Origin of the sequence: Butyricimonas paravirosa, assembly GCF_032878955.1 — a bacterium.
Taxonomy (GTDB): domain Bacteria; phylum Bacteroidota; class Bacteroidia; order Bacteroidales; family Marinifilaceae; genus Butyricimonas; species Butyricimonas paravirosa.
On sequence record NZ_CP043839.1, the window covers coordinates 340365 to 362685 of the forward strand.

Here is a 22321-nt window from a genome sequence, read left to right on the forward strand (position 1 = left end):
TATATCTTTCTATATTGTTAACAAACCTCGATTTCCGCGTATTTCACTGTCTGGTAGGAAGAACGGTTTACCACGGCAAACGTTCGCCCTTCTAGTATCTGGTTCCCCCCGATAGACGCGGCGTTGTGAATCCTTAAATCAATTTCTTTACTCTCTTCCGGTGAAATAAACAGGTAATCCGAAACCCTCGAATTACACAATTTAGCCAACTGCTCCAACACGGCTCGCCGCTGGGGAATATAAAGTCCCGTTAAGGCCTCTAACACACGAGTCAAGGCGGCATGCAGAATTTCCATTTTCTCTTCCTCCTCACCCTCTTTCTGCAAAGCTCGCACTAAAATTCCCCAAGTCTTTGCCAGCGCCACGCAAAAGGCAGACAATGCCTCGGAAGGATTCTTTATATCCTCTTTCAACAGCTGATTTATGGTCTGAATCTCCACGGCTTCTCCGGAAAAAACAGCATCCACCATAACATCAATTCCCACGGATGCAGCCACTTTCTTTTTCAAGCTGTTCACCTCTCTTTGCAAAGGCTCCAACTTCACCTCCAAAGCCTCTATCTCCCTTTTCTGTCGTTCACAATCAGCCGTTATATCCTGATTAGAAACCTGAATTTCCTCGGCAACGATCAATCTTTTCTGCAATTCTTGTATTTCCTGTTCCACACGTTGCACCAACAACTCCAAGTCCTCCGACTTCAGAATTGTTTTTAAACCTGCTGTTAACCAACCCGTGACATCTTTCTTTTCCTCCAACATGGACACGTGCAAGTTTTCATTCTCTTCCAGACGTCGGAATACGTCCTCCCCCAGAAACGTCGTTAACCAAACTGCCAAACGCTCGGCATCGTCCCCTCTCGTTTCCCAAGACAACAAAGCGGATTTTTCTCTTGTCACATTCATAAGCCGTCCACGTTATCGTTAATCGAGAAGATCCCTGAATCCAACCAATACCCCTGCTCATCTGCCAAGGTCTGTAACCGCAAAATCAGATACTCCGGTGATACGGCATGCCCGTCCCGATCGTAAATAGTCCCCCGGATCTTTAATGCTTCCCGATTCCGTTCCGAACGCTCGATATTCACGGATAAAGGTAACTTATCCTTGATCATCTGGGCCTTTTCCGACGATGCAAAATCCAGTAAATACATGGGAGAGGCAACCCACTCCGTCGCCTCGAATTGCTTAAACCCGAGCAACATGGGACCATCAAAACGCAATTGTTTATTATTTTCGTTCTCATCAAAGCAAATAGATGCCAAGTGAGACTTTATCTTGTCATAAATACCGATATATTTAGCCGTTGACTCGAATTTCTCTTTTAACTTGCCGATGTCTAGCCGGAAATTATCCAAGCGCATCAATTCCCCACTCATTAAAGCGATTGCCGCCCCCACGGCCACGCAAGTCTTCGGGTCTTTAATCTGCCCGGCATTATTAGAGAACGGATACCATTCTCCAATTCGATAGTTACCCATGGGGATAACCCGTTCCGGCGGTACAGGCAAGTACTTGTAAAATAGGTCTTTCACAACCGGTAAGGTCGTCGGGCAACCGGAAAGCAACACGTAATCACATTCGTATGCTTTCAACTTCTTACACACATCCCCTAATAACTTTTCAATTACCTGCCCGATCACCTGATTTATAAAACGATTATCAATATTCCACTTCACGTTCAATAAGTTAAATGAAGTAGCCCCATGATTTCTAAACTCGTCATTCACGTATTGAATCACTTGATTCACCGGGTTTGCATGCTTATTGTCCGTGTAGAAATCATTGAAGGTGTAGAAACAAGCATTTCTGTTTTCCCGCACATGATCCAGAATCCCCAAGGCTATCGGGTAAGCCACCTGCGTGGAGAACATCAACTGTAATTGTTGCATTGTCCCGTTTTGTGTACCCAAGTGAGGACCGAACAGAAAATTCATACATTCGAAAGTGGACGTGCATCCCTGTTCCCGGGCATATTCCGCGATCGGGGGCAGCACCACCCTTTCTACGATACTCTTCACGATGTCATCTCCTGCCAAGTTAAACCCTTCCCAGAAAAGCGGATCAGGAGAAAGCACCACAATATGCGCATCCGGGTCCCTGGAATACTCGCAAACCATCACGTCCGTAGTACCACCACCAATATCAATACTGGCAATCCGTACCGCATTCTTCTCTTTCAGATAATCCTGCCAAACCTGTGAATACTTGAAGAAGAGGCCTGCGTCTCCTCGGAAACGATGCATGATCTCGCCATACACGAAAGCCAACTGATTACAAGTAGCCTCATCATATCCCCAATTTTTACGTTTGGTCTTATCCACGCCAATATCTTTTGCCGACGGGATAATTTCTACCTCGTCAACCAATGAAGACGGGAAGTAATCTTTTAACAGATGAACGGCATCCTCGGCATGTTCCCGCAATATTTTCTTCTCCTCCTCCAACATGGCAGTGGGACAAGTGAATACAACCCGTTTTAATTTCCGGGCAAAATCTTTGTACATCGGTTTCAAGCGGGAATTTCCTCGAAACTCATGACTATTTATATAAGAAAGTGTCTGTAATAAAATCTCGAACATGGCGAAAGTCATCAACGAACTCTTCGAATAGTTCGCCTCCATCGCCGCGATAGGCAACAGCCCTTCTCCCTTTTTCTCCAAATCTTCTCTAGCACGTTCCAACAACACGCCGTCTGCCGTCAAATGATGAGCCACACCAAATAAGGCCGATGCCGAATCCGCCTCTTTATTGGCCGGAACGACCATCCAGCTCACCGGACGTTTCCGGGAATCCCACAAGTAACGTTTCGGACTTGACATGTAGGAATTGGATTTCTGCCCGAAGATCACGGAATAACGCAACGCTTCTTTGCCCACCCGAACCAAGCTGGGCCAATTAAATATATTCTGGTCCCCGGCCTCCATACGGGCTATCCGGTTACCGAACACTTGCTCATGAAAAGCGACCCGCATTTCAAAGGGTTCCCGATACAACCGATTCGGCTGCCCCAAATCCCGTATTGCCACAGGTACTGCGTTCGTGAACTGGAAAGGAGTCTCGTGATCTGTTTCAAAGATCACCCCACAAGTTCGGGAATTTCCAATATCCAACACTAAATCTACATCTATATCCTGCGTTCCCTTCTGCCCGGGAATCTCTATTTCTTCAAATACATTTGACCCCAACAGTACTTTTAACAGTTGGAAATAATATCCCACATGCGTGAACACCTTTTCCCGCTCGGAACCGGACAAGGGGACAATTTGCCGTAACCAATTGTCAATCCACTCATTTCCATACCAATACTGGTACAAATCACTTTCAGCCCTAGGGACTGCAAAAAACTGGTTTGTACGGGCATTCTGTGCTTTCAAGCTCATGAAGCGATGTTGCCTCTCCGCTTCCGTCGTGTCAAAAGCAAACACCACGTGATGCGTGGCCCCCGTCTTTCCATGATCCAGCGTTCCGATCTTCGTGAACCACATCCGGGCCCAAGCTGTCGGCCCGTCATGAAATTTATCCCCGGCAGCCGTCTTTAATAAATACGGAACAGGTAACCACTTATTCTCAAAGCATTCCAATGCCTTCCGGGCCGGGATAGAAATAATCTCTTCTTCCGGAATACGGTGAATCACCCGATCCAGGATCTTCTCCTCGTCCATGACCTCCCACGTCTCTACGTTGATAGCCTCGGCATTGATAACCGTATTTCCCGACTCGCTTGGAGCCTTCTCTATATAACTGGAAATCCTCGATAAATAGTAGGGAAGTTTGAACAGAAAAACATCTTCGTCCTCCTCCTCTTCATCTTTCTCCTCGTAATACTCAAAAGGTCTGAACTTATTCAATTTATCATCAGAAAGATTCACTTCCTTCGTGATAAACTGTACACCGGAATTTGGAATAAGTGTTATCATGAACTTTATATTTTATATCATTATTATCGCTTTTTACCGCAAAATGGACAATAAATAGCATTTTTCGGCACTTCTCGTCCACATTTTCCACAACGTTCCAAGGGAACGAATGACTCCCCGCAATGTTTACAATACTGATTCGCGATACGCTGTTTCGTCTGACAACGTTTGCATACCACCATATCTTTTTCTTCCGGTTTTACCTCCGGTTCCTTGGACGGTTCGGGCTTTTCATCCTGCTCTTTTTTCGGCTCCTCCACAGGTGCCTTGGGAGGCTCTGGCTTGTTATCTTTCACCGGGGGAACATCCTCATTCTTCGGAGGCACGGGTGGTACCGGGGGAACAGGAGGAACCTCCACGTTCAATTTCCTAGCAACAAAATAGCAAGGTTCACTACGCCACCCGTCTCCACTTAACCAAGGGTCCGGTAAATTCAACGCCCGACAAATACAAAAGCAATGATCTGTTATCTGGTCCGATTCGGTAAATTCATATCCTTCCAGAACTCCTTCCTCCACGGTCATATCGGTGAACTTCCCGACAAACACGTAAGGATCCGTCTGTCCCTTCTGAACATACACTTGGAAATCATAGATTTTCTTTCCTTCGGTCAAATAAGTCACCAACCGGGGATCAATATAAAATTCACTCTCCTGCCCCTCGTGACTTGCTGAAAATCGAATCACCTTATCCTTGTATTCCCACTTCAATCTAGCCATATATTCTAATTTTTTATTCAATACTTATCGTCCCAACTCCTGTAATTTGGTCTTCGCCCGTTCCATCCCCCGATTCGCCGCCCGACGATACCACTTGGCAGCTTCATCCAGATTCTTGGTCACCCCGTAACCAAATTCATACAACAAGCCAATGTTAAACTCCCCGTACATATTACCTTGATCAGCCGCTTTCCGATACCACTCCATAGCTTTAGCGTAATCCTTGGCAATACCATCGCCATCATAATAGATAATTCCCAAACTATTCTGCGCATCACTATTATTCTGTGCCGCCGCTTTTTCAAACCACTGTTTCGCCAAAATAATATTCTTCGTTACTCCCCGTCCATCTTGATACATACGCCCCAAATTATACTCTCCATTCGAATTCCCGACATTTGCAGCTTTCCGATACCATTCCACCGCTTTCGGAAGATTTACCTCCACCCCCTGCCCGTTCTCACACATAATTCCCAAGCTATTCATGGCATAACCATTTCCATTCTCGGCTGATTTCATATTCCACTTGTATGCTTCCATATAATTTTGCTCCACCCCTTCTGCATTCTTATACATCCATCCCACCCAGTTTTGAGCGTAATCATCCCCGGCATTTGCGGCTATCAAGTAATTCTTCAGTGCTTCTTGAAAATTCTTCTCTTTGTAATATTTATCCGCCTTATCCACGTAATATTTAATCTCCGTCTTGGATAAAGTTGTTCCCGTATCTGACAGGGTTGCCAGCTTATCCTTGGCATTTTGATACCCTTGATCCGCAGCCTTACGATACCAACGGATCGCCTCATTCACGTCCTTCCCAATACCTCTTCCCAGCTCGTACATCAATCCCATATTATATTGCCCGATCATATATCCCTGCTCTGCCGATTTGCGGAACCATTTCACCGCTTCCGATGCATTCACATCAACACCAACACCCGCCGAATACATGTACCCCAAACGATTGAGTACCCCCCCATCATTACCCGGAGCTGACAATTTATAATATTTCAATGCCTCCGTGTAATTCTTTTTATCGTAAAACTCATCCGCCATTTTCTCGTATTCCTTGTACGTCTTGCCGGAAGTAGAACTTGTAGCCGTCCCCGACAATTCCTTTAGTTTCTCGATAGCCCGATCATATCCTTGATCAGCCGATTTCTGATACCACGTTTTGGCCTCCGCCATATTCTTCTCTATCCCCCAACCATTCTCTCGCATCTCACCGAAAGAATATTGCCCGTGCATATCACCACCGAGAGCCGACTGTTTATACCATTTCACGGCTTCCTTATGATCCTTCGCAACATCCAACCCACAAAAATACATCACCCCCATAAAGTACTGCGCACCCGCATCACCAGCGTCGGCAGCTTTTCGGAACCACGTCATCGCCTCTCGATACTGTTTATCATTATAATACTTGTAAGCCTTGCTCTTCCAATCTCCAATTTCACTGGCAGAAGCCGATACACCAACCTCCAGACTGGCCAACTTATCTTTGGCTTTTTGATACCCTTGATCAGCCGCTTTCTGATACCATCTCCTAGCCTCCGTCATATTTTTTTCAACCCCGTATCCGTTTTCATACATTTCTGCCAAATAATACTGGCCAAAATCACTTCCCTGATCCGCAGCTTTTCGATACCATTTCACGGCCTCGGTTTCATCCTTCGTCACACCGAAACCATACCGGTACATGATAGCAAGCCAACTCTGCCCGGTACTATTCCCTTGCTGGGCTGCCTGCATGAACCATTTGAATGCCTCGTTATAATCCTTCGTCACCCCTTCTCCCGTATAATACGCATCACCCAGATTCACCTGCCCGGAAGCATTACCGCCATTTGCTGCCATACGATACCATTTCACCGCCTCTACCGCATTCTCCGTCACCCCAAGTCCTTTTTTGTATATCCACCCGACCATCGTCGCCGCCCTAGCATTCCCAGCCTCTGCGGCCTGTTTATAATAGGTCAAAGCCGAAGTGTAATTCTTGGCATTGTAATATTTATCTCCTTGCGCTATCCACTCGCTCGCATTGCCCTCGTTCCTGACCACCGTCTGTTGCTGTTCCCGCAACAAATCCATCGAGGATACGGCAAAATTACCATTTTCTGACTGCCAATAGTACACATTATATACCCTTGACGGCATTGTTCTCTCTTGATTCGTGTTCAAGTCAACAAACGTGATGGCAACCTTTACCGGCAATTTAAACTCTCCACTCGCCAAACGCACGTACGGGGAAATTTCCTCCACGCTCATGTTAAACGTCACCCGGGGCAAGACTACCGGAATTGTCCTTAGAAACTCCATTACATCCAGATAATTATCCTGAGTTTCCACCCCGATCTTCAAGAAATCGTACATTTTGGCTTGCTCTGACCGGAAGAACACCCGGATCAACTTCACCCGCCTTGTCCTCAACACGTTCTCATTCTCGTAATAAATATCCGAACTGTACATGGATAATGCTGCAATCATATTTTGCACGTGTTCCTCCATCGCCACCTGATACTCCCGCCGTAACAAATCATCTTCCTGTTGGGCAAACGAAACCCGGCTTATTCCCAACAAACATAACAGCATACAGACAATACTTATCGTCCGATTTCTCATATCACTTATTTTTATTCTATATTATACCTAAAAGCTCTCGCTCTCAATATTATCTCACTATTCTTATCATGAATTAATTCCACACACAGATCCCTTCCATCCTTGCCACAAAACACGTTTCCGCCATACATTGAAACAGTTAGTATTCCTCCATTTTCCCTTTTGCGAACCATAGAAATCCTAGGCAACAATGCCACGTTAAGAAACTTTCGAAAATATACGATTCTGAATAACGACTTCATATAGCAATGTCATCAACACAACTCTAAATTATTCAACAAATATATTAAAAATCAGCTATAATATCGAAAGTTTTAAGATATATTTTCCCCTCGTTAACACATCAATTGAATCGTCATCTATAATGCCGGAATTTCAAATATCCTTACTCTTGAAAACTATCTTCGCCATATCGAAACCTGCAAAATACACACGACTTCCTTAAAATTCGCATCCGGATATTTTTCTTTATATTCTGCTGAATAATTCTCAATCCAAGTCATTTGCTGGGGACCCGTATCTCTCGCTATCCCGGATTCCAAAATCTCAGGAAACTGAAGGATATGCTCCCGATCCCCATACTTAAACGTGTAGGCGATTTTGTTTTCCACGTTTCCCATCGAATAAGTACCTTCGATCCCCTCCTCTTGAGACGCATCCTGATAAACAGTTACCTTTCCCTCTCTTTCATACATTCCATTCCAATGATCATACACCATCTTAAACTGCCACCCTTTGGCAATATCCATGTTCTCGATAATTTCTTTCTTTACCTTCTCTTCTACATCCGATGTATCTCTACCATCAGAATAACGGATAAAGGCACGAGTTTCCATTACCTCGATCGTTCTGATTAGAGGACACACTGTAATCTCAATTGTGGCAGACTCTTCCCGGCTATCCACGATCGTGATTTTTGCCTGCCCAACCTTATAAGCCTTCAACGTGATAACCTCCTGAGACAATTCAGCCTTCACAATACTCTCGTCACTCGAAGAAATCTTGTAAACACCGCTGCCACCACCTGCTCTCAACCAACTCTCTCCCACGGAAGCCGAAAAACCCTCGATACGATCTCCACCGGATGATGTATAGAAACCAACCGGATTCTCATCATTGTCACTACATCCCACGACAAGCATGGATAAAACTAAAAAAATAGTAATGTGGCCAAAAAAATAATGTTATTCCATTTTTTCATAACATGAATTATTAAACATTTCACCCACAACAAGTTCAACTCACAACTTCAATCTCATCGCGACATCACGCATCACCTTAAATCCCAATCGTTCGTACACCCCGCGTCCCATTTCAGTCGCGTTCAAATCTATCGCGGAAACTCCTAATTGACGACATTCCTCGATCAACACCCCGATCACCCGCGTCGCAAGCCCGGCATGACGATACTCGGGATAAGTCAGCACGTTTATTAAATTCCCTACAATCCCCGTTATAAATGAACCATTTGCCGGTCTCTCCTCGATAACCACGTATGCAGCACTCGCCACCTGCCCATTTTTCTCGGCCAAACAGGCGATAAAATCACCCAAAGGGATATGCTTTTGGAAATACTTCCGCATCTGTGCAACGATAGCTATTTGTTCCTCCACCGTAAGATTCGCCCCGTTCATCCGGAGAAAATCCAACCGAAGAGAGATCAACAAGTTGACATCATTTAGATTGGCTTTCCTTATCTTCATTTCTTCTGGGTATTGGCTGCCTGTCGGGCAAACATTTCATATATCGTTCTAAACGCTCAAACTGTTCCCGGATCGGGGAATATTCCATTTCATTGATTTTCCCCCGGTACAAATCGAACAACCCCAGCGTTCCCCGCTTGTCGTATGTATTCAAATAATATAAACAGATTCCATGCAAAATACGTTCCCCGGTCCACACGGCCAAAGGAGCCCAACCGGAAACATTAAAAATATCCAAGGCTTTCTCAACCTTCTCATAATCGTTCATTTCCTTGAAAAAAGAAAGTCCCACGCTCTCGAATTCCACGATCCATTTCTGCACAAGTGAATGAAGTTTTGCTATTTTCATCTGAAACCAAGGCTTATCATCCAAAGGTATTCCCAAATACTTGTAAGCCCACCCGACATCCAACACGCCACAAATAGGCATACAATCCTTTTCCGATATAGCCTCCTTATATAATTGGCTGACTTTCTTACAAGTTACAAAGTACTCCGTACGCAAAGACAACTGATCATTCTCCCAATTCGTGAATCGAAGAATACACTCGTTCTTCCATTCACGATCTTCATAAACAAATACATTCTTAGCCTTCATGAAATGATAGCCATGCCTTTCCATGACCGGAACAATTTGCTCAATAAAAAGCCCCTTGATACCTTCACCTTTCATTTTCGTATGCATATGCTTATCTATAAATTTAGTGCCTGACCCTTTTTATCAACAACAAAGAGAATAAAATTTTCTTTATTTTCCCTATAAAAGTTCATAAAGTTTACAAACTTTTTATTTATTACCTATATACAATTCGGCCACAAAGCGTGATTCACGAGATACCGGTGTTAAATTTATATATCCGGACACGATTTGTCCCGCCTCCATCAGCAAGGGATACATATCTCTATTCTTCTCTACCGATTGCATGATTTCTCCCGGCTTGGGAGAAAAGTGAATATTAAAAACACCCTCAACACTCTCTTGTAAATAACGCTGCAAAGCGATTGAAACGATTCCCATGTTATAACGCAGATTTATCTCGACACAAGGTTGCACACCAAATTCTCCCGACTCGTCCTCGTATATCATCATATCCACCCCCAAGTATCCCACGTATTTCCCGTGAAACACCGCCGTCACCACCTTTTCCAACTGTTCACGGATTTCATGTAGGAACCCCGTTCCCGTATATTTTGCAATCATCCCTTCCAAACAAGAATTCGATGCCACCCTATTCCCCTCGTATTCTCCCCGCCGACTTGTTTGAAAAACAGAATACCCCAGAAAATTCAGGTGAAATAAACGGTCCATTTCAAACTCCATGGCAAAATCCAGCACCCGATTCAATCTTTTTTCCACCATCACGTACCCTTGTTTACGCAAGATACCGGATAAAACTTCCTCTTCTTTACACGTCATCTGTCCTTTCGGGATAAAAAGAATTCCTTTACCGGAAGAGGACCAAGGAGCTTTCACCACGACATCTTCCTTTTCCGACAACGACCTGATTCCTGCCAACGTGTTACATTCACGAGGAATAATATCCTCCCCTATACAGGGAATAGCCCGTACCATCTCAGCCAAACAAGTGGCAGCCATTCGCCTGCTATATAAATCCCTCCGTTTATCACTCCACGTTGACATGACACTCTCCCTGAACTGCTCGTTACAACGACTTTTCAACTCTTTCAATAAATTGTGAACCCGGGGACTCCATCCCCAAGGCTTTATCTCGTTAAAAGAAAGTAATTGAGCTTTTTCCCAGATCACCGGTTTACAATCCAGACCAAAAACTTCTTCTCGACTTTTCATAAAGTCGAAGTCCGGCATCTTCGTCACCAACACATAATCCCCTTTTCCGGCCAAATATGCAGATAAAAACGCCAGATCATCGGCCATAATGGAAATATTCGCCTTTGGCGTGTAACCATTTGTTCCATTGGCTATTGAAATTTCATTATCCGGATTAAACAGGTATAAATCTTGCATAAATGTTAAATTTTAGAGCAAAAGTAACACTTTTGGCTTAAATTTTGTATTACATATAAAAGTTTAAATAAAGAGGAGATGAACGGTTATCCGCATTTATACAGATTTTAAATTAATAACAACAAGTTTCATTTATTTTGCGAAAAGTGAAACATTCATTTCGTGATTACCGTAGGATATATCGTGTAAGACTTGATAATGATTGAAAAATAAAACTTTAAATAAATAGATGAGATGATTTTACAACTAGCTTTCGTTTTAACAGCAATCATCATCGGAGCGCGTCTAGGTGGTATCGGACTGGGTGTCATGGGAGGTATTGGATTGGGAATTCTGACATTCGTGTTCGGACTGCAACCCACGGCCCCGCCTATTGATGTTATGCTTATGATCGTGGCGGTTATTTCTGCGGCAGCATGTATGCAGGCTGCCGGAGGATTGGACCTTATGGTCAAGGTGGCCGAACGCTTATTAAGAAAGAATCCGGCACACGTCACAATTCTAAGCCCGTTAGTAACTTACGCATTCACGTTTATCGCCGGTACCGGCCACGTTGCCTATTCCGTACTTCCGGTAATCGCTGAAGTTGCCACGGAAACCAAAATTCGCCCGGAACGTCCCCTAGGAATTGCCGTGATCGCTTCCCAACAAGCCATTACCGCCAGTCCAATTTCTGCTGCCACGGTAGCATTACTGGGCTTACTAGCCGGTTTTGACATTAGTTTGTTTGACATTTTGAAGATCACGATTCCCGCCACGCTAATCGGTGTACTCGTCGGTGCCTTCTTCTCCATGAAAGTCGGGAAAGAACTCGTTGATGACCCGGAATATCAAAAACGTTTGAAAGAAGGCGTGTTCAATGACAAGAAATACGAACTGAAAGACGTTGCCAACCAGAGAAGAGCAAGTCTGTCTGTTTTTGTTTTCATTATCGCCACGGTATTCATCGTGCTATTCGGTTCGTTTGATACCATGCGTCCTTCATTCATGATCAATGGCGAACAAGTATTATTAGATATGCCATCTATCATTGAAATATTAATGTTATCCGCGGCAGCTATCATATTATTAATAACTCGTACAGACGGGTTAAAAGCCGCACAAGGTTCCGTCTTCGGGGCAGGAATGCAAGCGGTAGTAGCCATCTTCGGAATCGCCTGGATGGGAGATACTTTCTTGCAAGGCAACATGGCAGAATTAAAATCTTCTATCGAAGAAGTCGTTAGACAAATGCCCTGGTTGTTCGGTATAGCCCTGTTCGTGATGTCTATCTTGTTGTACAGCCAAGCCGCTACCGTCCGGGCGCTCATGCCTCTCGGCATAGCCTTGGGAATATCGCCTTACATGCTGATCGCCATGTTCCCGGCCGTCAACGGGTATTTCTTTATCCCGAACTACCCCACCGTGGTAGCCGCCATTAACTTCGACCGAACGGGTACAACACGAATCGGCAAATACGTGCTGAACCACTCGTTCATGATGCCCGGACTTGTCGCGACCATCGTGGCCGTTGGACTTGGACTGCTCTTTATACAGATTTTTTAAATACTCTAATTATAAGTAAATTTTAAATTACAGGTTATGAAAATGTTTAAGAATTTAAGTTTGCTGGTAGCCCTAGTGCTATTCTCTGTTGCGACCACGTTCGCACAAAAGTTGCCTAACATCCATATTCTGGCAACAGGAGGTACGATCGCCGGAACCGGAGCTTCTTCAACCGGAACCAATTACACAGCCGGACAGGTTGCCATCGGTACACTTTTATCGGCTGTACCCGAAATTCAGAAAATAGCCAATGTAACCGGAGAACAAATCGTTAAAATCGGTTCACAGGATATGACGGATGACGTGTGGTTGACACTTGCCAAAACAATCAACAAATTATTGGCAAGAAAAGACATTGACGGAATCGTGATCACCCACGGAACCGACACGATGGAAGAAACCGCCTATTTCTTGAATCTTGTCGTGAAAAGTAACAAACCGGTTGTACTTGTAGGTGCCATGCGTCCCTCTACCGCTCTTAGCGCTGACGGCCCGTTAAACTTATACAATGCCGTGGTTGTTGCAGGAGCAAAAGAATCCATGGGTAAAGGAGTTTTAGTTTCCATGAATGGTATTATTCTCGGAGCTCACAGTGTTTTAAAAATGAATACGATTGATGTTCAAACATTCCAAGCACCGAATTCAGGAGCCCTTGGCTATGTTTACAACGGCAAAGTATTCTACAATCAATCTCCGTTAAAAAAACACACCAGTCAATCCATATTTGATGTAACGAACCTGAACTCTCTTCCGAAAGTGGGCATCGTGTACAGCTATTCAAACATGGAAGGTGACGTTGTTAAAATGATGGCTAATAGCGGTTACAAGGGAATTATCCACGCCGGATTAGGTAACGGAAACATCCACAAAAACGTGTTCCCGGAATTAATCAACGCACGTAACAAGGGAATTCTTATCGTACGTTCAACCCGTGTGCCGACAGGACCGACCACGCTTGACGCTGAAGTAGATGACAATCAATACAAATTCATCGCTTCTCAAGAATTGAACCCGCAAAAATCAAGAATCCTCTTGATGTTAGCTTTGACTAAGACTAACGATTGGAAACAGATCCAACAATATTTCAACGAATATTAATTCATAAAAGCACCAAGTCCTGTTTTAAAGGACTCGGTGCTTTATTCTATTTGTAATTCTAGTTATAATAACTAGAAATTAGGAAATTATATTTTTATCAAAACACAGAATATGAAAAAATTAGCTTTATTAATACTTGTTATGGGTTGCGCAGCTGGTGCTTTCGCACAAAATGCCACGAACGAAAAGACTCTTTTCGAACGAGTAACCCAAATAGAGAAAAAAATGGACTGGTTCAACTTCTATTTGAACATGCAAGGTTCTTTTGATGCCTGTTTCAACTATGACCAAAGCGGACTAAGCGAGGCTGCATTCAAGATGCGTCAATTCCGTATTGAAGCAAAAGGTAACATCACCCCTTGGTTGTCCTATCGCTGGAGACAACGTCTGAACCGTGGGAACAACGGTGGTAACAATATCGACAACATGCCTACTTCCATTGACATCGCAGGTATTGGTGTAAAATTAAATGACCAGTTTTCATTCTTTGCCGGAAAACAATGCGCCGCGTATGGTGGTATCGAATTTGACTTGAATCCGATCGAAATCTACGAATATAGCGATATGATCGAGAACATGAGTAACTTCATGACCGGTTTGAACATCGCTTACCAGATTTGTGACAACCATCAACTCCAATTCCAAATTTTGGATAGCCGTAACGGTTCTCAGGATGAAACATACGGTCCCGGATTTGAAAAAAGCCGTGCCCCACTCTTGTACACGTTAAACTGGAATGGTAACTTGTTCGATGGAATCTATAAAACTCGTTGGTCAGCATCCGTGATGTCCGAAACAAAAGATAAACAAATGTATTATTATGCTTTAGGTAACGATTTCACGTTCTCTAAAAAAGTAAATATGTTTGTAGACTTCATGTATTCTGACGAACAAATTGACCGAAAAGGTATCATTACCGGTATGCTAGAAAACAAAGATGCCGCTCTTCTTGACGGTCACAATGCACTTGATGCAGAATACCTATCCGTGGTGACAAAAGTAAACTACCGTTTCCAACCGAAATGGAATGCTTTCGTGAAGGGAATGTATGAAACGGCCTCTGTGTCAAAAACACGTGGTGACATCGAAAAAGGAAACTATCGTACTTCTTACGGTTACTTGGCCGGTATCGAATACTACCCGTTAGAAGACAGCAACCTGCATTTCTTCTGTACTTTCGTGGGACGTTCTTACAAATTTACTGATCGTGCCGCTCAAAAAGGATACAACACGCAAAGATTGGAAGTCGGGTTTATATACCAATTACCGATGTTCTAACAAACAAGAAATGATACAATTACGAGAGGGAATATTCAAATATATTCCCTCTTTTGATTTATCTCATTTTATTTTGAAATTGTTTTAACGAGTGTTATTTTTGTACCATATTAGAGCAAAGATTTACAATCTAAATTTAGAAACAAAACTATTACTATGAAAAAAACTAATCTACTCACTATTTTAGTATTAAGCGGAAGCATTATTTTTTCAGGATGTGCATCCATGAGTAACACGGGCAAAGGCGCTGCTATCGGGGCCGGTGGTGGAGCCGCACTTGGAGCCGGTATCGGAGCCTTGGTTGGTAAAGGTAAGGGAGCCGCCATCGGGGCAGCCGTGGGTGGAGCCGTTGGAGCAGGAACCGGAGCTTTGATCGGTAGAAAGATGGATAAACAGAAAAAAGAGTTAGAAGCCATTGAAGGGGCTCAGGTTGAAACTGTTACAGATGCTAATGACCTACAAGCCATTAAAGTGACTTTTGATAACGGTATATTGTTCGCCACGAACTCTAGCCAATTAAGTTCATCTTCCAGAGATGCTTTGACGAAATTTGCCACGTCGTTAAAGAACTCTCCGGAAACAGACATCACGATCTACGGCCACACGGATAACACCGGAACCCGTGCCGTAAATGAAAGAATATCCAAAGAACGTGCGGAGGCTGTTGCAAACTTCCTCGTTGGAAACGGGATTGCCCGCAACAGAATCACCACGGAAGGCCTAGCATTCGATCAACCGGTAGCCGACAATAGTACAGCAGAAGGACGTGCTAAAAACCGTCGTGTCGAAGTATATATCACGGCAAGTGCGAACATGATCAAACAAGCAGAAGAAGGTACCTTGAAATAAGATACAATCAGTAAGTAACCACTAAAAGCTGGAAGGCTGTTTTCGAACGATCTCCAGCTTTTAGTTTTTTTAATCCGATAACAATGAAAAGAAAAAAACTATTACTAATCACGCTATTAGCACTATCATTACAGGGCTTGTCAGCCCAAGGCCTGTTATCCCATCTAAATGACACGACAAACGGGCGCTCTCTTTTTGAAAGAGTGTCGAACATCGAAAAAAAGAATAATATTTTTAATCTGAAACTGCACATGCAAGCCACATTCAACGGTGCATTTACAGACGGGACATTCGAGCAAGCAGCTTTCAAAATGAACCAGCTTCGATTAGAAGCCCGGGGGGACATCAATGACTGGCTTTCTTACCGTTGGCGTCAACGCCTGAACAGCAGTAACACGCCCCACGCGCTGGATAATCTTCCCTCCTCTATCGATTATGCCATGATCTCCGTACGCCTGACTGATCAGTTCGTCACCTCCATCGGGAAACAGGCAGCAGCATACGGAGGTTTCGAGTATGATCTGGATCCGATTGAAATCTACCAGTACAGCGACATGATCGATTATATGCTCTTCGATTTCATGACCGGAATCACGTTCTCTTATCAAGTTACCCCTACCCAAGAAATAGCCTTGCAAGTCGTGAACAGCCGGACGGCTTCCATGGATGATATTTACGGGCAACTCCCGGAAGACGTGGAAGAAAGTCGTGCGCCCCTCGCTTACACGGCCAACTGGAACGGTAATTTCTTCAGCGACAAATTTAGAACCCGTTGGTCATATTCCTTGCTCAGTCTGGCAAAAGGATATAACAATCATTTTTATGCCATCGGTAACGAATTAGATCTGGGAAAATTCAACATGTACCTCGATTTCTACCTTTCCGATGAAGAACTGGATAACCGGGGTATTATTTCAACCCTCTACCGCCTTCAAGGAGATGCCGATTGCATCAAAAATGCCCGTTATGAATCCTGGGTCACCAAATTAAACTATCGTTTCCAGCCCAAATGGAATATTTTCGTGAAAGGAATGTACGAAAATGCCTCTGTTTACAAGCATACCGATCAACTGGAGAAAGGCAAATACCGGACGGCTTACGGGTATTTCGGTGGTATCGAATACTATCCAACCACGGAAAACCTCCACTTCTTCGCATCGTACATCGGACGTTCTTATCGATTCACGGATAAGGCCAAAACACTAGGAGCCGAGAACTACTCTACATCAACTTTATCCATCGGGTTAATTTACCATATCCCGCTGTTTTAGGCTTTACGCCCAAAAATGAATAAGGGCAACCCTCGAAAGGATTGCCCTCTTCCCCGTTCCGGCACCCCGGAACAGAAAAAAACAACACACACATGAATATCAATAACCTTTTCTTATTTAAGAAAAGGTATTTACTAATCCTCCTTTTTCGAGGATTTCTTGAAACTCCGCATCAACATAAGGGAGCTTATACGCTCTCTTGTTCAAATATAATAAATGATTTTCATCATCTATTGTCAGTTGTTCCCCTGACGTGTAAGCATCCACCACGGCCCAATCAACAAGAATCCGTAACCCGTGATTAATAGCCATACGGTAAAAATCCCAGTTCACAGATTTTACAATCACCAGTTTTACCCCCACTGCTACCAATCCCGTCGCTGCATGTTTCACCAGTTGACCACACCCGAAGTTCTCCCCGGCGATAATAATATCTCCCGGTTTCACGTCGCAAGCGAAATTCGGATCCAATCCTCCAAACAAGTAAGGTTTAATCTCCTCCACCTGTTCAAGGGTCAAGCGATACATCAATTTTTCCGCAAATATCTGGTTACTTGAGATATTATCTATATCCCCGTAATTCCACACCCCGTTACTCTTACGATAATCGTACCCTTCCAACACGACTGGTTCTATCCGGGGAGCTTTATATTTATACCGTGCGCCCTCGAAGTGTATTATTGATGTCAGTTCTCCTCGCAACGCAGTCATAGCCACGGTTGCCGGAGAGGCAATATATTTCTCAACACCGGAATGATTCGAACTTCCGATATACCGACTATTGGCAGTAGAGATAAAACGGCTATTTCCGGCAGACGCCACGTGTCCCACTCCCAAGCAAGGCCCACAACTGGAGCCAAGAACGATGGCTCCGGACTGTGCAATCTTATCAATAATACCCTCTTCAACAGCCTGTAAATATATACTCCTAGAAGCCGGAACCACGAACAATTGGAACCCGTTGGCAATACGCTTTCCTTCCAAGATCATGGAAACTAACCGTAAATCCTCCAACCGTCCTGAAGCACAAGCACCGATAAGTCCTTGCTGTATTTTCAACCCGACAAGTTCCTCCACTCCCTGAAGAACATTGTTTCTCGTGTCATATACCATCGGAAAGACGTTGGCCAGATCAATCTCTATAAACCGAGAATAAACAGCCTCCTCGTCCGCCCAAACACCCCGTACTGCCGGCTCGTTAAAATAGTCTGCCAACCGGTCATCCGGAGGAAAAGCAGAACTGACCACTCCCATTTCCGTGGAAATATTGGCTATTGTCATTCGATCATCAATGGACAAAGAGGAAACCCCTTCCCCGTGATACTCAATTGCCTGCCCGTTCACATCCAACTCGCTCAATATTCCTTTTATCCATAAAGCTAAATCTTTAGCAAACACTCCTTCTGACAAACGATTTTTCAATACGATCTTCATCGTTTCAGGCACCTGAAACCACATTTTGCCCGTTTTCCATAACACGGCCGTCTCTGTTTTATTAATTCCCACAGCTAACGTGTTGAACGCTCCCGCCGTGGCTGTATGAGAATCGCTCCCCGCAACCAACATACCCGGACGTACCAATTCTGAGATAATCTGGTGGCTGATTCCACGGTCACAGTCATAAAAATGCTCTATTCCCTGCTCTTCCACGAAATCCCGTATCGAATTATATTCCAAGGATAATTCGTTGACTAACCCCGACACCTTTCCATCCAGCACGATCACCAACTGGGAAGGATTGTATACTCGGGTACCATGAATTCGTTCAAACAAAAACCTAACCCGTGCCGAATTATCATGACTCATCACATAATCCGGTTCACGGACCACGATACTCCCACGTTCGGCATTTAATATCTTCTCTACAAATGTTCGCATATATTGAATTTAGAATCTAGAATGTAAAACATAGAATGAACGGCACTCTCTGAATTTTATATTCTAAATTTCACGTTGTCTAAAACTGCTTTTATTTTCTCAACATCACTGTAATATTGCTCGTATTCCGGTAGTCCCGAAACCCCGCCCATGAACACGTTCGGGTTACGGAATTCCATTTCACTGTCCCGACTACTTTTCCCGCTCAAGTGAATAGCATCCACCCCTAATTCTATTAACGTGTTGGCATTCGCGGCATTTACACCACTTCCGGCCATAATTTGCACACGCCCTTTCGCCTGCTCCACCAAGGCTTTAATTTGCTCCATTCCCTCGCTTACAGTGTTGCGTCCTCCCGATGTTAAAACCCGGTAACATCCGGCCTGAATGATCCCCTCCAAAGCCTCTTCCATGTTTCGAGTCATATCTATCGCCCTATGAAACGTTACCTTTAAAGGAGCCGCCAATTCGACCAGCTCCCGCGTACGTTGTACGTCAACCGAACCGTCTGCATTCAAGATACCCAACACGACACCATCCGCCCGGCACTCTTTGGCAAACCGAATGTCCTCCTTCATCACCTCGAACTCTAAATCGGAATAAAGAAAATCACCTCCCCTCGGGCGAATCATCACGTAAAGTTGTATAGATAACTTTTCCCGGGCCATGCGAATCATAGCCGCGGACGGGGTTGTTCCCCCGTCATACATCCCAGAACACAGTTCCACCCGGGATGCCCCTGCCAACTGGGCATTCAAGCATGATTCCAAAGAAAAAGTACATATTTCGACCTCAATATTATTCTTCATTCCGCTCTGTCAATTTTTGTTTATTTGTTAATTCATACTACGAATATAATGAAATTATCGACAAACTTCAAATAAAAAGCAGGTATAAAATGCTCCTTAACATTCAAGTTATTTCTAACTTACATACATTCAACAGAGTATCACGTGTCAAAAAAGAATAACGGGAGAAATAAGCACATTACATTAAAATCCATTTGCCCCTCCCCCACAGCATAGCCACTTCCCAAACGGGTTTGCAACGTAGGGGATCTGTCTGTCATTCTATTCTCGGCCCCTATTTCCCGCTTAACTCGCCCCAATCTCTCGTTAACTCCGGCTACAAAATTAAAATAAACAAGAATAGATACACGGCGGGAAGTGTATGACATTTCCCGCCAAATTGTATTAAAACGTGTAAAAATCCATCCCGAAGAGTTCCTCGAAATACTTCTTCACGACTGCTTTCACTTCCGCCACGGGAACCTCTGCCCCCACCTCTTTCGAGATAGAAGTCACCCCCTTATCCACGAATCCGCAGGGGTTGATATAATTGAAATAATTCAAATCCGTATTCACGTTCAACGCAAAACCGTGCATCGTCACGTAACGGGAACATTTAATCCCGATCGCACATATCTTGCGTGCCCTAGAAGTGTGTGCATCCAACCATACCCCCGTGGCTCCTTCCAACCGTTCCCCGGTAATCCCGAACTCTCCCACGGTACGAATAACCACCTCTTCTAACAAATCCACGTACTCCTTCACCCCCACGCCAAAATTAGCCATATCAATAATCGGGTACACGACCAATTGTCCGGGACCATGATATGTAATATCCCCACCCCGATTTACCTTCACGAATTCAGCATGAGCCGCCTGCAACTGAATGGCACTAATCAGCATGTTCGCCTCGTTCCCGCTCTTCCCTAACGTGTACACGTGATTATGTTCCACGAAAATCATACAATTCTCCGTGTCCTCACCCTTTAACTTCGCGGCAATAATCCCCTTGTGCAACTCTTCCTGTCGTTGCCACACGGGCATATAGCTTGCCACTCCTAGATCAATTAATCGTGTACGTTTCATAACTTATCTCACATGCTTTTCCGCGTGGTAACTAGAGCGAACCAACGGACCGCTCTCCACGTAACGGAACCCTTTTTCCAACCCGATACGCTCGTATTCCTTGAAGGTCTCCGGTGTCACGTACTCTTTTACTTCGAGATTCGCCTCGGACGGTTGCAAGTATTGACCGATAGTCATTACTTTACACCCGACTGCCAGCAAATCATCCATCGTCTGAAGAATTTGTTCACGAGTCTCCCCTAATCCCAGCATAATACCGGATTTGGAAACGATACCCGATTCCGAAACCTGACGGATCACTTGTAAAGAAATATCATATTTTGCCCGGCTACGTACGCCATCCGACAATTCTCTCACCGTCTCCAGGTTATGAGAAATCACTTCCGGACGAGCATCAATCACCTGTTGCACGAGTTCTTGTCTTCCCTGAAAATCCGGAATCAGCACTTCCATTGTCGTTTCGGGATTCTCTCGTTTCATAGCCTCGATCACTTTCACCCAGTGAGCAGCTCCCAAATCAGCCAGATCATCCCGGTCCACGGAAGTGATCACGGCATGTTTTAAACCGAGCAACTTCACGGAGTTAGCTATATTTTCCGGTTCTGCCGGGTCCAATGGAGCCGGACGCCCCGTTTTCACGTTACAAAACTTACACGAACGGGTACATACATCCCCGCCGATCATAAACGTTGCAGTTCTGTTTCCCCAGCATTCGCCTTGATTGGGACACATACCACTGGTACATATCGTATGTAGATTATGTTTTCTGACTATATTTAAAACCTCCGTGGAACTCTGTCCTTTCGGTAATTTAATCTTCAACCATTCCGGTTTTCGTCTGCTATTACAACACGTCATACTCTCTATTTTTAATCGTACGCAAATATACGACGAAGTTTTTAAATACATACTGATATTTTTGATCTTTCAGGTTGTTAAATTCCCGAAAACACCTCTTTTTTTAACTATATGCAAATAACAGAAAATGCGTTAAATAAACTTGGACAACTTGCATTCATTAGGATTATACCCTACATTTGTTTGCAATAATTCAAAACCAATTTCGTAATGTACAGAGCAGAAATACACACAGAAAAAGGTGTTATGAAGGTTCTTTTCTTCGAAAAAGACGCGCCGAATACCGTTGCCAATTTTGTAAAACTAGCCAGAGAAGGCTTTTATGACGGATTAACGTTTCATCGGGTCATCCCGGATTTCGTGATCCAAGGCGGTTGCCCTAGAGGCGACGGAACCGGAGGACCGGGTTACACCATCAAATGTGAGTTAAACGGGGATAACCAGTATCATGATCGGGGAGTCCTATCCATGGCTCACGCCGGACGGGATACCGGGGGATCTCAATTCTTTATTTGTCACAACCGCAGAAACACAGCTCATTTGGATAGACGCCACACGTGTTTCGGCCAAGTTTACGAGGGATTGGAAGTGATTGATGCCATCCGCCAAGGAGACGAGATTATTAAAATCGTCATCACGGAAGAAAATGAATAAGCCTGTGTTCTTAGTTGTTTAAATAATTCAGAAAAGCCGAAGTGTTAATACAACAACTTCGGCTTTTCA

18 protein-coding genes are annotated in these 22321 nt (G+C 44.1%); 6 read left to right on the forward strand and 12 right to left on the reverse strand.

Annotated features, from left to right (window positions below):
- Window positions 1-17: 17 nt before the first annotated feature.
- From F1644_RS01360 to F1644_RS01395, 8 genes are all read right to left on the reverse strand, one after another.
- The gene (locus tag F1644_RS01360; protein WP_118302245.1) at window positions 18-902 is read right to left on the reverse strand and encodes a hypothetical protein; all 885 of its coding nucleotides are present in this window, start codon (window positions 900-902) and stop codon (window positions 18-20) included.
- On the reverse strand, window positions 899-3916 hold the full coding sequence (locus F1644_RS01365; protein ID WP_118302244.1) for a virulence factor SrfB: 3018 nt from the start codon (window positions 3914-3916) through the stop codon (window positions 899-901). Before F1644_RS01365 ends, F1644_RS01360 begins: the two co-directional genes overlap by 4 nt.
- Before the next feature lie 23 nt (window positions 3917-3939).
- On the reverse strand, window positions 3940-4635 hold the full coding sequence (locus F1644_RS01370; protein ID WP_158571932.1) for a zinc ribbon domain-containing protein: 696 nt from the start codon (window positions 4633-4635) through the stop codon (window positions 3940-3942).
- Window positions 4636-4659: 24 nt separating this feature from the next.
- Window positions 4660-7257, reverse strand: coding sequence for a tetratricopeptide repeat protein (locus tag F1644_RS01375; RefSeq protein WP_118302242.1), 2598 nt, complete (start codon window positions 7255-7257; stop codon window positions 4660-4662).
- A 398-nt stretch (window positions 7258-7655) separates the two neighbouring features.
- Entirely contained in the window at window positions 7656-8399 is a 744-nt protein-coding gene (locus F1644_RS01380) for a hypothetical protein (RefSeq protein ID WP_118302240.1), read from the reverse strand.
- A 99-nt stretch (window positions 8400-8498) separates the two neighbouring features.
- Entirely contained in the window at window positions 8499-8960 is a 462-nt protein-coding gene (locus F1644_RS01385; protein ID WP_118302239.1) for a GNAT family N-acetyltransferase, read from the reverse strand.
- Window positions 8932-9645, reverse strand: a complete 714-nt coding sequence (locus tag F1644_RS01390; RefSeq protein ID WP_087420312.1) for a hypothetical protein — start codon at window positions 9643-9645, stop codon at window positions 8932-8934. Before F1644_RS01390 ends, F1644_RS01385 begins: the two co-directional genes overlap by 29 nt.
- A gap of 102 nt (window positions 9646-9747) precedes the next feature.
- Entirely contained in the window at window positions 9748-10947 is a 1200-nt protein-coding gene (locus tag F1644_RS01395) for a hypothetical protein (protein WP_118302238.1), read from the reverse strand.
- A gap of 234 nt (window positions 10948-11181) precedes the next feature.
- On the opposite strand from F1644_RS01395, the gene F1644_RS01400 reads away from it, so the two are divergent.
- The 5 genes from F1644_RS01400 (at window position 11182) to F1644_RS01420 (ending at window position 16988) form a co-directional block, all read left to right on the forward strand.
- The gene (locus tag F1644_RS01400; protein ID WP_087420314.1) at window positions 11182-12492 is read left to right on the forward strand and encodes an anaerobic C4-dicarboxylate transporter family protein; all 1311 of its coding nucleotides are present in this window, start codon (window positions 11182-11184) and stop codon (window positions 12490-12492) included.
- A 36-nt stretch (window positions 12493-12528) separates the two neighbouring features.
- Window positions 12529-13590: an L-asparaginase 2 gene (gene ansB, locus F1644_RS01405; RefSeq protein ID WP_087420315.1), complete on the forward strand. Its 1062-nt coding sequence runs from the start codon at window positions 12529-12531 to the stop codon at window positions 13588-13590.
- A gap of 111 nt (window positions 13591-13701) precedes the next feature.
- The gene (locus tag F1644_RS01410; RefSeq protein WP_118302237.1) at window positions 13702-14868 is read left to right on the forward strand and encodes a porin; all 1167 of its coding nucleotides are present in this window, start codon (window positions 13702-13704) and stop codon (window positions 14866-14868) included.
- A gap of 156 nt (window positions 14869-15024) precedes the next feature.
- The gene (locus F1644_RS01415; RefSeq protein WP_087420317.1) at window positions 15025-15717 is read left to right on the forward strand and encodes an OmpA family protein; all 693 of its coding nucleotides are present in this window, start codon (window positions 15025-15027) and stop codon (window positions 15715-15717) included.
- Between the two features lie 83 nt (window positions 15718-15800).
- Entirely contained in the window at window positions 15801-16988 is a 1188-nt protein-coding gene (locus F1644_RS01420; protein WP_118302236.1) for a porin, read from the forward strand.
- A 117-nt stretch (window positions 16989-17105) separates the two neighbouring features.
- Here the strand turns inward: F1644_RS01420 and F1644_RS01425 are convergent, their stop codons facing one another.
- The 4 genes from F1644_RS01425 to lipA form a co-directional block, all read right to left on the reverse strand.
- The gene (locus F1644_RS01425; protein ID WP_087420319.1) at window positions 17106-18866 is read right to left on the reverse strand and encodes an aconitase family protein; all 1761 of its coding nucleotides are present in this window, start codon (window positions 18864-18866) and stop codon (window positions 17106-17108) included.
- Window positions 18867-18922: 56 nt separating this feature from the next.
- Window positions 18923-19675, reverse strand: coding sequence for a copper homeostasis protein CutC (locus tag F1644_RS01430; RefSeq protein ID WP_189021490.1), 753 nt, complete (start codon window positions 19673-19675; stop codon window positions 18923-18925).
- 384 nt (window positions 19676-20059) lie between these two features.
- The gene (gene lipB / locus F1644_RS01435; protein WP_118302235.1) at window positions 20060-20740 is read right to left on the reverse strand and encodes a lipoyl(octanoyl) transferase LipB; all 681 of its coding nucleotides are present in this window, start codon (window positions 20738-20740) and stop codon (window positions 20060-20062) included.
- Window positions 20741-20743: 3 nt separating this feature from the next.
- The gene (lipA, locus tag F1644_RS01440; RefSeq protein WP_087420322.1) at window positions 20744-21598 is read right to left on the reverse strand and encodes a lipoyl synthase; all 855 of its coding nucleotides are present in this window, start codon (window positions 21596-21598) and stop codon (window positions 20744-20746) included.
- 210 nt (window positions 21599-21808) lie between these two features.
- Here lipA and F1644_RS01445 point away from each other — a divergent pair, with 210 nt between their 5' ends.
- The gene (locus tag F1644_RS01445; RefSeq protein ID WP_027200235.1) at window positions 21809-22252 is read left to right on the forward strand and encodes a peptidylprolyl isomerase; all 444 of its coding nucleotides are present in this window, start codon (window positions 21809-21811) and stop codon (window positions 22250-22252) included.
- Window positions 22253-22321: the final 69 nt, after the last annotated feature.